Source organism: Terribacillus saccharophilus (assembly GCF_002272075.1).
GTDB classification, from domain to species: domain Bacteria; phylum Bacillota; class Bacilli; order Bacillales; family Amphibacillaceae; genus Terribacillus; species Terribacillus saccharophilus_A.
In genome coordinates this window covers 234204-248785 of the sequence record NZ_NPBJ01000004.1, presented here as the reverse complement: position 1 = coordinate 248785, position 14582 = coordinate 234204, and the positions used below count along the sequence as shown (strand labels likewise).

Annotated in this window: 11 protein-coding genes; all 11 read left to right on the top strand. The window is 43.7% G+C overall.

The window, feature by feature from the left end:
• Window positions 1-53 precede the first annotated feature (53 nt).
• The 11 genes from CHH48_RS03940 to CHH48_RS03890 all read left to right on the top strand — a co-directional run bounded on the left by CHH48_RS03940 (window position 54) and on the right by CHH48_RS03890 (window position 14575).
• The gene (locus CHH48_RS03940) at window positions 54-986 is read left to right on the top strand and encodes a DMT family transporter (protein ID WP_095218006.1); all 933 of its coding nucleotides are present in this window, start codon (window positions 54-56) and stop codon (window positions 984-986) included.
• Between the two features lie 336 nt (window positions 987-1322).
• Window positions 1323-2573 (top strand): MFS transporter, encoded by a 1251-nt coding sequence (locus CHH48_RS03935; RefSeq protein ID WP_095218096.1) that lies wholly within the window; start codon window positions 1323-1325, stop codon window positions 2571-2573.
• 115 nt (window positions 2574-2688) lie between these two features.
• Window positions 2689-4755: a bifunctional aldolase/short-chain dehydrogenase gene (locus CHH48_RS03930; protein ID WP_095218005.1), complete on the top strand. Its 2067-nt coding sequence runs from the start codon at window positions 2689-2691 to the stop codon at window positions 4753-4755.
• Window positions 4756-4766: 11 nt separating this feature from the next.
• Window positions 4767-6206 carry a rhamnulokinase gene (rhaB, locus tag CHH48_RS03925; protein ID WP_095218004.1) on the top strand — a complete coding sequence of 480 codons (1440 nt, stop codon included), beginning with the start codon at window positions 4767-4769 and terminating at the stop codon, window positions 6204-6206.
• A complete protein-coding gene (gene rhaM / locus CHH48_RS03920) occupies window positions 6196-6510 on the top strand; it encodes an L-rhamnose mutarotase (protein ID WP_095218003.1) in 315 nt (104 codons plus the stop codon). Before rhaB ends, rhaM begins: the two co-directional genes overlap by 11 nt.
• Window positions 6511-6522: 12 nt before the next feature.
• Window positions 6523-7776, top strand: coding sequence for an L-rhamnose isomerase (rhaA, locus tag CHH48_RS03915; RefSeq protein WP_095218002.1), 1254 nt, complete (start codon window positions 6523-6525; stop codon window positions 7774-7776).
• 53 nt (window positions 7777-7829) lie between these two features.
• Complete coding sequence (locus CHH48_RS03910; RefSeq protein ID WP_095218001.1) at window positions 7830-8591, top strand: DeoR/GlpR family DNA-binding transcription regulator; 762 nt, start codon at window positions 7830-7832, stop codon at window positions 8589-8591.
• 49 nt (window positions 8592-8640) lie between these two features.
• Window positions 8641-9660: an autoinducer 2 ABC transporter substrate-binding protein gene (locus CHH48_RS03905; RefSeq protein ID WP_095218000.1), complete on the top strand. Its 1020-nt coding sequence runs from the start codon at window positions 8641-8643 to the stop codon at window positions 9658-9660.
• Window positions 9620-11455 carry a cache domain-containing sensor histidine kinase gene (locus CHH48_RS03900; RefSeq protein ID WP_141230049.1) on the top strand — a complete coding sequence of 612 codons (1836 nt, stop codon included), beginning with the start codon at window positions 9620-9622 and terminating at the stop codon, window positions 11453-11455. Before CHH48_RS03905 ends, CHH48_RS03900 begins: the two co-directional genes overlap by 41 nt.
• Window positions 11421-12947 carry a response regulator transcription factor gene (locus CHH48_RS03895; RefSeq protein WP_176466360.1) on the top strand — a complete coding sequence of 509 codons (1527 nt, stop codon included), beginning with the start codon at window positions 11421-11423 and terminating at the stop codon, window positions 12945-12947. Before CHH48_RS03900 ends, CHH48_RS03895 begins: the two co-directional genes overlap by 35 nt.
• Before the next feature lie 110 nt (window positions 12948-13057).
• Window positions 13058-14575, top strand: coding sequence for a sugar ABC transporter ATP-binding protein (locus CHH48_RS03890; protein WP_095217997.1), 1518 nt, complete (start codon window positions 13058-13060; stop codon window positions 14573-14575).
• Window positions 14576-14582: the final 7 nt, after the last annotated feature.

The window sequence follows — 14582 nt, the reverse complement described above, 5'->3', positions numbered from 1 at the left end:
CCTTATTTTGTCAAAAACAGTGATAAAATAATTTTCTTGAGGAGTTATATCTTATGTTTACTGCATTAATAGGAATTTTAATAGGTACGGGATTGTCATTTCAAACTGCTGTGAATTCACAGTTGAGAAAATTTGTTATCTCACCGTATTTGGCTTCCATGATCTCATTCGTGATTGGGGCTCTATCTTTGGCCGTCATAACTTTGATAACAGGTTCGCCGCTTGGAATATCATGGGGATTCATCTCCCAACAACCGGTTTGGATTTGGCTTGGAGGGGTGCTCGGTGTTATTTTTCTTACTGTCAACATTTTGTTATTCCCTAAACTGGGTAGTGTACAAACAGCCATCATGCCGATTTTAGGGCAAATCATCATGGGAATGCTGATTGATAATTTTGGATGGTTCCATTCTATGAAGGAACCATTTGATATGTATCGAATAATAGGAATAGCTTTAGTTATAATTGGCGTGTTTTTTGCTATTGCCATACAAGAAGTCAGATCACGACGGGAAAAATCGAATGAGAAAAATCTGAATCTGTGGATTTGGCGTTTAGTTGGAATAGGATCAGGAATGCTGATGTCAACACAGGTGGCGATTAATGGTCAGCTAGGAATTGTTCTACATTCTTCCATACAAGCCGCTTTTGTCTCCTTTTTCATCGGCGCACTTACATTGATTGTTGTAGTTGCCTTAAAAGAACGCACTTTTGCCGGTGTAAGAAATCCCATAAAACAAAAAGCGGCATGGTGGGTTTGGTTAGGTGGATTCTTAGGAGCAGCATACGTGTTAATCAACATTTATTTAGTTGGCCAAGTAGGGACAGGACAAACAGTTGTCTTAGTCTTATTTGGACAGATTGCAGGAAGTCTGCTGATCCAGCGCTTAGGATTGATGGGGTCTTATAAAACTCAAATTGATTTTATACAGATAGTGGGTCTTGTTATGATCTTGGCAGGAGTATTCTTGATTAGAATGTTTTAATTCAAGGTAAATAATAAAACGAATGCTTAGGGACCGCACTTTAATAGCAATATTTTAAGCTTGTATTATCAGTAGTCGATAATGCAAGCTTTTTTATATGCCATAGTTTATCATAATATAATTATGTAAACTATTTAGTGTTTTTTGAGTAATAATTCCTATTTCCACAATAAAACAAAGTAAATAAAGACAAATAAAGACAAACAAAACAATCTAGTGTATAATTCAATCGTAAAACGTTATGTAAGCGCTTTATTAATAACTGCTGTAATACATAGGAGGGGAAGCATAGTGGCAGCAAAAGAAGGAAGTTTAAAAGCTACAATTACCGTTGCAATGTCCAACTACTTGGAGGCAGGTTCGATTGTTGCCGGAGCTGGCGGATTGACTTTGTGGATGGAGTACCTGAATTTGAATGATGCGAAGCTTGGACTTCTCGGTGCATTGAGTGCCAATGGCTTCGGGTCGGCGATTGGAGCTTTTCTTGGTGGCATCCTGGTGGACAAGTTCGGCAGAAAATTCATTTATAAGTATGATCTGCTTGTGTACATGCTAGGGATTTTACTAATCATGTTTTCGTTCAATTTCCCGATGCTGCTTGTCGGTTATGTGGTAACTGGAATCGCTGTCGGAGCGGCAATACCAGCTGCTTGGACTTACATAGCGGAAGAAGCGCCCAAGGGGGAGAGGGCAGCACGAGTCGGATGGGGGCAGTTTGCTTGGTCGATCGGACCGGCAATTACGCTGTTTCTATCAGTTTTATTGGCTCCTTTAGGTTTGCTTGGCAGCCGAATCATCTTTGCTCAGCTCTTTGTCGTGGCTCTTATCACGTGGATCATGCAGCAGCAGATCAATGAGTCAACAATATGGACGGAAGAGAAAGAAAAAGAAAAAAGCCAAAGAGAAGTTGGGAAACAAGATGTATCTTGGAAGCAGTTGTTTACTGTTAAAGCCAATCTAAAAGCGATTGTTCTGCTTGTTGGCATTTATGTGTTTTGGAATCTTGTTGCAGGTGTTATGGGCTATTTCATGCCTTATATTTACGAAACGGTCGGCGGATTATCTGCATCTCAGGCAAACTTGCTGCAAGGCTTCCTTTGGACATTAACTGTGGCAGCTACTTATTTTGTCTTCATTAAGCTCGGTGACCGGGTAAATCGTAAGCTTCTTTATGGAGTAGGTGCGGGTATGGGAATCGCTGCTTGGCTTGTTCTTACGTTTGGCGGAATGGGAATGTTCGAGCTGATCACATTTGTCGTCCTTTGGGGGATTGCTGCTGGATTCGGGGCCCAAGCATTTTATGGGCTTTGGGCTGGAGAACTGTTCCATACGCGTTACCGGGCAAAAGCGCAAGGTTTTATCTTTGCCTTGGCGAGAATAGCGGTCGGATTGATTTCGCTTGTTGTACCTTTGATGATAACTTCACTCGGATTTCAGTCGGCAGGTATGATCATGATTGGATTCCTCGTTATCGCGGCGGTTATTGGTTTGATCATGGCACCAGAAACAAGAGGGAAGTCATTGGAGGAAATCCAGGAGGATCGATATGGAAGAGCAGAAGAAAGACAGCGTCAGGCGAGAAATTAACAAAACAAAAATAAACAAATAAAAATAAAGATAAATACACAAATTTGCTTGTATCTAATGTATAATGAGTTCATGAATTGAAAGCGCTTCATCAAATGCAAAAGGAGTGGTAGAATTGGTACAGAATAAATGGAATGAATCGAATGCAAATCACTATGAAGGATTAGGGGAGCTAGTTTACCGGTCTAATTTGATTGGAAGTGACCGTTCTGTTTGTAACTGGGGTGGCGGAAATACATCTATGAAAACTACGGTTGAGGACTTCCGCGGACGCCCGGTAGAAGTTATGTATGTCAAAGGCAGCGGATCTGATTTGGCAACAATGGGAGCGCATAACTTCACCGGTTTGCGTATGGAGGATATTCGCCCATTGATTGAACGTGATTCTATGTCAGATGAGGAGATGGTTTCATACTTGAGTCAATGCATGATTGATGCAAGTCATCCGCGTGCTTCTATTGAAACACTGTTGCATGCGTTTCTTCCATATAAACACGTTGACCATTCACATCCTGACAGCATTATCAGTCTGTGCTGCGCAGACAATGGACAGGAAATCGCTAAAGAGATCTTCGGTGAGCGATTCGTCTGGGTGCCTTATATCCGTCCTGGATTCACTTTATCTAAAATGATTGCAGAGGCAGTAGCTGCAAATCCGCAGGCGGAACTTGTGCTGATGGAGAAGCATGGCCTGGTCGTGTGGGGGGAGACAGCGAAAGAAAGCTATGATCGTACGATTGCTGTCATTAATGAAGCAGAAAGCTATATTTCTCAAAAGCAGTCAGAAACGAAAGCTTTCAGTGGAGAGAAATTTTCAGTTTTGGATAAGGACAAACGAAATCAGCTTATTACGAAAGTGATGCCAGCCATCAGAGGCGCAGTGAGCGGAGAAAAGAAAATGATTCTAAGCTTCGATGACAGCGTAGATGTGCTGGAATTCGTAAACAGTGAACAAGCGCAGCTGTTGAGTCAGGTAGGTGCTGCGTGCCCGGATCATCTTGTACATACAAAGCGTACGCCTTTGTACATCGCATTCGATCCGTCTGCTGACAATGCTGATGATCTGCTTCTAAAAGTAGAAGAAGGTATCCAAAACTTCGCTAAAGATTACGAAGATTATTTCAGTCGCCTTGCGTCTGAGGGAGATGTGATGTTCGAACCAGTGCCTAGAGTAGTACTCATCCCTGGTGTAGGTATGGTGACGACTGGAAAAGACAAAAAAGCTGCTGATATCAGTGCTGCTTTGTATCATCGTGCAATTGCAGTGATGAAGGGAGCAACAGCACTCGGTGACTTTGTTTCCTTGTCCGAATCGGAATCATTTGCAGTGGAATATTGGCCACTTGAGCTGTATAAGCTTTCCTTGGCACCACCCGAAGCAAGGTTCAGCCGTTCTGTCGTTCTCGTCACAGGCGGAGCTGGCGGTATTGGCAGTGCAACATTGCGCGTCTTCCTGGAAGGCGGAGCTCATGCAGTTGTGACCGATATCAATCTTGAAGGGGCAGAAAAGGTTGCACAGGAGCTAAACGAAACGTACGGGGCAGGACGTGCGATAGCTGTCAAAATGGATGTAACGGATGAAAGTGCTATCGCTGAAGCCTTTGAGAAAGCAGTCCGACAGTTTGGCGGAGTAGATCATATCATCAATAACGCAGGGCTTGCTACGAGCAGTCCATTTGATGAAACAACATTAAAAGAATGGCAGCTTAATATGGATGTTTTAGGCACAGGTTATTTCCTTGTAGCCCGTGAAGCATTCCGTTTGATGAAGCAGCAAGGCATTGGTGGAAGCATGGTATTTGTCGGATCAAAAAACAGCGTTTATGCCGGTAAGAATGCAGCGGCTTATAGTGCAGTGAAGGCGATGGAGATGCATTTGGCTAGATGTATTGCTGCAGAAGGCGGCAGCTATGGCATCCGAGTGAACGGTGTCCTGCCTGATGCTGTGCTGCAAGGGTCAGCAATCTGGGGCTCCAAATGGCGTGAGGAGCGTGCTGCCGCTTATAACATTTCGCCAGATGAACTGGAGGAGCATTATCGCAAACGGACGACACTTGGTGTCAATATCTATCCAAGTGATATCGCAGAATCCATTGCTTTCTTTGCCTCAGATGCAGCACTCAAGACAACTGGCTGCATGATAACAGTGGATGGCGGCGTACCGGCTGCCTTCACTAGATAGGGGGATATCACATGCATATTGCGGTAGATATCGGAGCGTCAAGTGGCCGTCTCGTTTCTGGTGAACTGAAAGATGGGAAGCTTGTCATACAGGAGATCCACCGTTTTGCGAATGGATACCAGAAACAAGGAGACCACCATTGCTGGGATATTGATCATTTGGAAGAGCAAATATTGCGAGGCTTGGAAATTGCCAAGCAGCAGGGCATCACAAAATGTACACTCGGAATCGACACGTGGGCAGTGGACTACGTGTTACTTGGGAAGGATGGTGAGCGGCTGCGTGATGTGATCGCTTACCGCGATTCCAGGACAGATGGTGTGATGGAACAAGTGTGGGAAAAGGTATCGAAAAGTGAAATTTACCGAAAAACAGGTATCCAGTATCAGTCGTTCAATACAATTTATCAGCTCTTCACAGAAAGTGAGGAGCTGATTCAAAAAACGGATACGATATTGCTTGTCCCGGATTATCTGCACTATAGACTTACCGGGAAAAAAGTAATGGAAGCGACCAATGCTTCTACGATGCAGTTATTAGATCCACACACCAAGGATTTTAACGCGGACCTGCTTGCTTTAACAGGATTCCATTCGGAGCAGTTTGCTCCACTGATCGAAGCTGGAACAATTATTGGGGAACTACACGAGTTACTAAATAAACAGTATGATCTGCCCGTTTGTACTGTTATTGCGGTCGGATCTCATGATACAGCTTCTGCAATTGCCGGTGTGCCTGCGAGTGGGGAAGAGTGGGCATATCTTAGCAGCGGCACCTGGTCTCTGATAGGGACGGAGCGAAAACAGCCCATTCTTGAGAACAGCAGTTTAGAAAAGAATTTCACCAATGAATGGGGCATCAACAACACATATCGTTACTTAAAAAATATTATCGGTATGTGGGTTATCCAGGAAATCAGAAGAGTATATCATGTTGATTATAATTTTAGTGAGATGGTTGAAGCAGCAAAGCAGACTGACCTAAAACAAGTAGCTTCGGTCAACTTGAATGATGCCAGATTTTTAAAGCCGGACAATATGATTGAAGAACTCCAGGACTATTGCCGAGAAACAGATCAATATGTACCTACTAGTATTGGGGAGCTTAGTCTGACGGTATTTCATAATCTGGCTATTGCTTACAGCGAAGCTTTGAAAGAATTGGAAGCATTGACAGGAGAGAGCATCCAAACCTTGCATATTGTCGGCGGCGGGTCGCAGAATGCCGTTCTAAATCAGCTGACAGCAGATTACAGTGGGTTACACATAGTTGCTGGTCCTACAGAAGCGACAGCTCTCGGAAATATGATTGTACAAATGATAGCTGCAGGAGAGCTTGATTCCTTGGATGCCGGCAGACAGCTTATCCGTAAATCGTTCCCTGTCGAGATTTTCACCCCAGCCAGTCAAGATACAATAGAGAAAAATAGGAGGACAGTCCATGATTCGTAAAGCTAGTGTCATGTATGTTTATCAGGATAAATTCGACGAATACAAACAACGCCATGATCAGCTTTGGCCAGAGATGGAGGAAGTTTTGAAGGAGCATGGAGTCAGCAACTATAGTATCTTTCTGCATGAACCGACTGCTATGTTATTTGCTTATTTGGAGGCTGAATCAGAAGAAAAGCATGCTCGTATAGCTGAAACGGAAGTGTGCCAGCGATGGTGGGCATATATGCAAGATATTATGCAGACAAATCCTGATCATAGTCCGGTCAGTGAAACGGTGAAAGAAGTATTCCATTTAAATTGAGGAGGAAAGCATATGACAGTGATCAAAGCGTATGAACTAGCTAAAGCGATGTACGAGGGATTAGGAGTCGATGTTGAAGCGGCATTGGATAAATTGAAAACGGTACCAATAAGTATCCATTGCTGGCAAGGAGATGATATCGGCGGTTTCGAAGTGCAGCAGAATGAGCTGTCAGGTGGAATTGATGTGACAGGTAACTATCCTGGTAAAGCGACAACCCCGGAAGAACTGCGCGCAGACCTTGAGATGGCATTGCGTCTCATTCCAGGCAAACATCGTATCAACTTGCACGCTATTTACGCAGAGACTGACGGTCAGCATGTGGAGCGTAATGAAATCAAGCCAGAACATTTCCGTAATTGGGTGGAGTGGGCCAAACAGCATGATCTAGGACTTGATTTCAATCCGACTATCTTTTCCCATGGTAAAGCTGCCGATGGATTAACTCTTGCACATCCAGATGAGGAAATACGTCAATTCTGGATCGAGCACTGCATCGCTTCACGACGGATTGGGGAATATTTTGGAAAAGAACTTGGTACAGCGAGCCTGACAAATATTTGGATACCCGATGGCTACAAGGACGTACCAAGTGATCGTCTGACACCGAGAGAACGCCTGAAGCGCTCACTCGACCAAATCTTTGCGGTTGAAATTGATGAAAAATACAATATTGATGCTGTGGAAAGCAAGCTGTTTGGAATCGGTTCTGAGTCTTATGTTGTCGGCTCTCACGAATTTTACATGGGATATGCTTTAACTCGCGGCAAGCACTTGCTGATGGATACTGGGCATTATCATCCAACGGAGATGGTTTCGAACAAACTCAGCGGCACGCTTCCATTTACAGATAAGATTGCATTGCATGTATCACGGCCGGTTCGCTGGGACAGTGATCATGTGGTGACATTTGATGACGAGCTGAAGGAAATTGCACATGAGCTTGTCCGTAATGACACGCTTGATAAAATCCGCATCGGACTTGATTTCTTTGATGCAAGCATCAATCGTGTTGCTGCTTGGGTAATCGGTACCCGCAATATGCAGAAGGCTCTTCTTTACGCTTTGCTGACACCGCATGCAGAGCTGAAAGAATATCAAGAAAAGGGACAATTCACTGAAAGACTCATGCTGATGGAAGAGATGAAGAGTTATCCATTCGGCGCAGTGTGGGATTATTTCTGTCAAGAGATGCAAGTTCCGCGCGGTACAGCTTGGCTCCAGCATGTCCAGGAGTATGAAAGAAACGAAATGGCTCATCGGTAACGCGTTATATTATGCTACACTATAATCAAAACGTGAAAAAGGCAGGAAAAGGGATGTTAGTTGTAGAAAGACAGAGGAAGATTGTAGAACTGGTTAACGAGCGGGCCAGTGTCCGGGTTACCGAACTCAGCTCTCTCTTTCATGTGACGGAGGAAACGATACGCCGTGACCTTGAGAAGCTGGAAAAGGAACAGCTGCTGCATCGCAGCCATGGCGGAGCAGTTCGCATCGAGGAAGGGGCAACTGAGATTGCCCATGAAGCGCGTGAAGTAATGCGAATGCAGGAGAAACAGGCAATTGCCAAGGCAGCAGTTTCAGAAATCCAGACTGGGGAGCGGATTATTCTGGATGCCAGTACGACAGCATGGTATATGGCGAAGGAATTACCAAACATGCCGCTGACGATCATTACGAACAGCATCAAGGTGGCGCTCGCCTGCAGTACGAAGGATCAAATACGAGTCACTTCGCTCGGCGGACAGCTGCTATCAAAATCTTTATCCTTCGTCGGTCCACTGACGGAGAGGTCATTAACGACTTATTATGTGGATAAAACCTTCCTTTCTTGTAAAAGCGTACATCTCGAACACGGCTTGAGTGATTCGAATGAACAGCAGGCTATTGTAAAGAAACAGATGATCGAGATAGCAGGCCAGACAATTTTGCTCGCTGATTCAAGTAAATTCGGAAAGCGTGCTTTTGCAACGATCACTGATCTTGGGCGTATTTCAAAGGTCTACACAGATACAGGGATCGATTCTGTCACAAAAAGTTATTTTGAAAAACAAAACATGGAGTTCCAAGCTGTGAACTAATCAACCGACCCCGCAAAGCAATGCTTGCGGGGTTGCTAAGGATGATACTATGCAAAAGAAATCACTTGTCCTGCTTATTCTGTTGATTTTTGTAAGCGCTTGCAACAAAAAGGAAATACTTTATGTACAGGAAACGCCGCCGTCAGAGTCACATCCTGAGCAAACGGAACAAATCGATATTGCTATTGTGCCGAAAGTGATGGAAATTCCCTATTTTCAAGCAGTACAACAGGGAGTGGAAGAAGCGGCTAAGTCCTCTGGTGCTACTGTTCATTTCAAAGGTCCAACAACAGCAGATCCTGCTCAGCAAGAAGAAATCATTCGTACTTTTATAAAACAAAAAGTCGACGTTCTGGCGGTAAGTGTCATAGACCCAGATCGACTCTCACCTGTACTGATAGAGGCTAGACGGCAAGGTATAACGGTTCTGACATGGGATGCGGATGCTCATCCTGAAGCTAGAGATTATTTTATCAATATGGTAGATGCTGAAATGCTAGGTGAGCATTTGCTTGACAGCCTAGCAGCACAAATCGGGGAGGAAGGAGAGTATATTATTCTTTCCGGGTCGCAGTCATCGCTCAATCAAGAAGAATGGCTGCATTGGATTAAGCAGCACAATCGAGCTTATTATCCGAATCTGATACTTCGAGAAGTGGCTTATACAAATGATAGTCCTGTCACAGCTTATCAGGAATCAAAACGAGTGGTGAAAGCTTTTCCGGATTTAAAGGGCATTATTGGGATTGCCTCACTCGGTCCGCCAGCCGCAGCGGCAGTGCTGAAGGAAGAGAATGTATCAAATGATATCGTTATAGTCGGTTTGGCATCTCCGCGTGACATGAATGCACATTTAAAGGAAGGAGATGTCCGAGGAATCACCTTATGGAGTCCTAAGAAACTCGGTTACTTGACTGTCATGATAGCAAAACTGATGCAAGATGGTACGGTAATCGAGGATGGTATGTTCATAGAAGATGTTGGGAGGATCCAAGTAAAGGGAGAGCAAATCATTATGGGGGAACCGATTGATTTTACGGCGGAGAATGTGGATCAATATGATTTTTAAAAAGAAATTCCGCAATCTTTCGTTAATGCATAAGCTGCTGCTATCTTATACACTACTTACCATCATACCGGTCGCACTGCTCGGTTTTTTCATTTATACAGCATATACAAAAGCAGCAGAAGAGCAAATCGGGGCGCTGGTACCGCAAATGCTGGAACAGGCAAGTCAGCAAATCGATCGAAATGTACAGGATGTAACGAATATGCCCGAAAGACTGTATCAATCACAGCAGATGATCGAGATATTGAGACAGGATAGCTTTCAGTTACATGCGGAAGCAATGCAGCAGCAATACACGATGGAGCGTTATCTTTCCAGCAGTTTTCTTCATAGTAGTTCTTCTGATTTGCTCGGTGTGTTTGTCTTCTCTAAAAATAGAGTTTTCGCGGCAACAGCCAAAAATTACAGCGGTTTTTCTAAAGGTGAAGCAGCTGTTTACGGCCAAAGCTTGGAGCTGGAAAAAGGAAGCATGATTCTTCTTCCGCAGGATACAAATCTTGTATTTGAGAATAATGCTGATTATCTGTTAATCGGTGTACCGCTGCAGGATCGTGAAAACCAAGAATATCTGGGAACAATGTTTTTGGCGTTGGATGTATCATTTGTCGACCGTATTACAGGCACGTTCAAAGAACATAATGCTGCCAGAATCATGCTTTTGGAAAAAGAGTCTGGAAGAATAGCTTATGATTCGAAAAAGGAGAAAAGCGATCAAGTTGTTCCGGACGATCGTTATCCAATCGAAAATGGAAGCTTTCTGCAGGATGGTAAATTGGTTGGTATCACTCCAGCCATACAGCAGGAGTATGCGTTAATTTATGAAATACCTACAGAAAAACTGTTTGCCAAACAGCAGCAAACCCGAACCATCTCAATTGTTCTTTTTCTTCTGTTCATTATATTCAGTCTATGTTTGTACACATTTGTTGCTTATAATGTCTCGCAGCCTATTAAGCGTCTGATAGATAATATGCGCAGCGTCCAAGGCGGGAAGTTCCAGCAAACGCTGCCAGTAACCAAACAGGATGAAGTTGGCAGGCTGACGGAGAGCTATAATCACATGATTGTTGAAATACGCGATTTGATCCAAAAGAATTATATGATTAGACTCAAGCAGCAGGAAGCCGAGTTATATGCACTCCAAACCCAGATCAATCCACATTTTATCTTCAATACACTGGAAACGATTAATTATGCGGTAGAAGCAGGGGAACAGGAGGAAGTTATCAATATTATCACGACACTTGGCAGAATGCTGCGGTATTCCTTGGATAATGGCGTCAAATTTGTCTCCCTTAAAGAGGAAATCAGACATGTCGAGGATTTTCTATCAATCCAGCAGTTCCGTTTCTATGACCGGCTTACTTGGAAAACTGCTTATCCTGAAATCTCCACTGATGTGCAGGTTCCAAAATTCATACTCCAACCGATTGTCGAAAACAGCATTAAATACGGCTTGGAAACCAAGACTAGCATTCATATCGATATCAAGATTCATCAAACACCTGATATGCTCATACTGACTATAAAAGATGATGGACCAGGTTTTGACCCGACAGTTAAAACGAAGCTGGAAGAAGAGCTTAGTCTGGAACCAGGCATAACTTCAAAATCTGCGCATTATGGATTAAGCAATGTTGCCAATCGAATCAAAATGCTGTACGGAAATAACTATGGTGTTTCATTGGAGAACAATCAAAAGGGTGCAACTGTAAGGCTTTACTTGCCATTTCGTCATGTTTCGGAAAGGGGAAGTCTGGATGCGGAATTTACAAATCATGATCGTAGAGGATGAATATCGAATTCGTATGGGACTAGAGCGTTTTATCAGCAATCAGCCACAATGCGCGGTTATTGGTACGTTTGCTAATGGGCAAGAGGCATTAGATGAATGGAGGCTTGGTAAGAAAGCAGAAGTTGTTCTGACAGATATCAAGATGCCGATTATGGATGGATTAACGCTCATTACAGAGTTAAAAGAGGCTGGCTACACTGGAGAATTTCTTGTTTTGAGCGGTTTCGATGATTTTCAGTATGTGCAGCAAGCATTACGGAATCAAGTTACCGATTATCTTTTGAAGCCAATCGATAGGCAGCAGCTGCAGGATCGGCTCCAGCAACTGTGTGAAAAGAAACAAGAAATAGAAAATGTGCGAGAACGGGAGAGTCAGAAACAAGAGCAGCTTCAGTTGCTGCGTGCTCTTTCGAGTGAAAACAGCCTGGCTGATACACAATGGACAGAAATATTCCCATCAGGAACGTATTACACATGCCGTTTACAGCTTCAAAACTTCCATCAGCAAAAAGCTAAACGAGATCCTGTTCGTTTTCACCAGGAGCTTAGTGCAGTTGTCCGGATATTTAATGCAGAGCTGTCAAATCAATGGTCAGATTCATCCTTTTGGTGGTGGTGGGATCAAGAACAAAGCTTTGGTCTGCTTGTACATACTGAGGAAGAAAATCCATCCATATTTATCGATCATATTGCTGGAACTCTGTCTCACCGTACTTTCTTCAAGCTAACAGCTTCTCTTGGTCAAATACTGCACGAATTGGAATTGCTGCCTGCGGCAATGGAAGCGGAGCAGATGGAGATAAAGCTCCAGCCTGCTTCTGCAGAAAGTCAATATACGGAAGTCATCAATGCTGACACCCAGGATATCCTGCATACATTGCGGTTTTCTTTCAAGCAGTTTGTATTCGATGATGTGGATGCTGCTTTATATAAATTAAAAGACGAGCTTGCAGCAGAGCAGCTGGATTCGGTAATAGCACTCGTTCAATGTACAGGTATCGAAATGCTGTATGATGTCAGCAAACGATTGCCCGTCAATGATGTTAACCGGATGCTCCAGAAGTTAGGGAGATACACGAGTCAAACCATACCAGCTTTTGAATTGCTTCAAGGATTTGAAAATTGGACCAAAGATCTGGCAGATATGTGCATCAGATTGGATCAACATTCAGATCGAACAGCGGTGGAGCGGGCGAAAGCCTTCATACATCATCATGTACAGGAAGCGATAACGATTGAACAAGTAGCAGCACATGTCTATATGAACCCGACGTATTTCTGTGCTTATTTCAAAAAGCATACAAGAGAAACCGTACTGCAATATGTTACCAAACAGAGGTTAGAGCTTGCCAAGCGCAAGCTGGAGGATACAGATGATAAAGTAACGATAATCTCTGATTCAGTCGGATACCATGATCACAAATATTTCAGTAAGCTGTTCAAGAAACATACAGGATTTGCTCCATCAGAATATCGTCGTTTGCGCCGATAAGGATAATAACAGAAGAATAACCTCCTATTCCGAAAGACGTCCCCTTCTCGAAGCGGGACTTTTTTCATACTCTTTATGTAAGCGCATTCAGTAGTGAAGGAGGGCAAAAGATGACAAACGAATTTGTACTCGAAATGAAAGGGATATCAAAAGCCTTTCCTGGTGTAAAGGCTCTGAACGATATGCAGTTCCAGCTGAAGAAGGGGGAAATCCACGCTTTGATGGGTGAAAATGGTGCGGGGAAGTCCACTTTCATCAAGATCATAACAGGCGTCCATCAACCAACAGAAGGCGAGATGCTTCTGGTGGGAGAAAAAGTGTCTTTCCAAAATCCTAAACAAGCTCAACAGCATGGAATTGCGGCTATTTATCAGCACGTGACCAGTTATCCCGACTTGTCTGTCACTGAAAATATCTTCATGAATCATGAAATTAGGCACCAAGTATGGAAGACGCTGAATTGGCGGGAGATGCATAAACAGGCTCGGCAGCTGCTGCGTGAATTGGGCAGCAGTTTAGATCCTAAAGCTCAAATGAATACGCTGAGCGTGGCGCAGCAGCAAATCGTCGAAATCGCTAAGGCTATAAGTACGAAGGCAAAAATCATCATTATGGATGAACCGACAGCTGCACTGACTGCAAGAGAAAGTGAAGAGCTGTATCGAATTACCGAAAAGCTGCGGGATGAAGGCACTTCCATCATTTTTATTTCTCACCGTTTCGAGGATATGTACAGACTCGCCAGCCGTGTTACGGTACTGCGCGATAGCAACTACATCGGCACTTGGGATGTGGAAGACATATCAAATGAGAAATTGATTGTTGCGATGGTCGGAAGGGAAATTAATCAGATTTTCCCTGATAAAAAGACGAGCGCAGGAGAGACAGTTCTGGAAGTGAAAAACTTGTGTAAGCTAGGTGAATTCGAGGATATCAGTTTTTCAATCAAAAGCGGCGAAATACTCGGTATGACAGGATTGGTTGGTGCTGGACGAACAGAGGTATGCCAAGCGATATTCGGCATAACAGCCTTTGACAAGGGAGAAATACTGCTGAGCGGCAGGTCGATTCGCAATAAAAATCCACAGGCAGCTATGAATAATGGTATCGGATATTTGGCGGAAGATCGATTGGATCAAGGTTTGCTGGTTGATTGGAGTATCGAAAAAAACATAACCTTAGCAAACTTATCCGATCTATCATCCTTTACTTGGATACACCGTGATAAGGAAAAGCGGCAGGCCAAAGAATTCGGTGAAAAAGTGCATATCAAAGCAACGAGCATCTTTGATTCGGTCAATTCACTTTCCGGTGGAAACCAGCAAAAAGTAGCCGTTGCGAAACTGCTGACAAAGGAACTTAAAGTGATTTTGCTGGATGAACCGACGAAAGGTGTCGATATCGGAGCAAAGGCGGCTATATATGAAATAGTCCAGCAACTGGCAGAAGCTGGTTATGCAGTTCTTTTCGTCTCTTCTGAAATGCCCGAGATCCTAGGTATGAGCGATCGAATCTTAGTATTGAAAGAGGGCAGGATTGCAGCCGACTTCGTTAACAGGGGCATCACCCAAGAGATGATTTTGGAAGCAGCAATGGGCGAAGAGCAAGTACAAGAGAAAAGCGGATAAAGAAGGA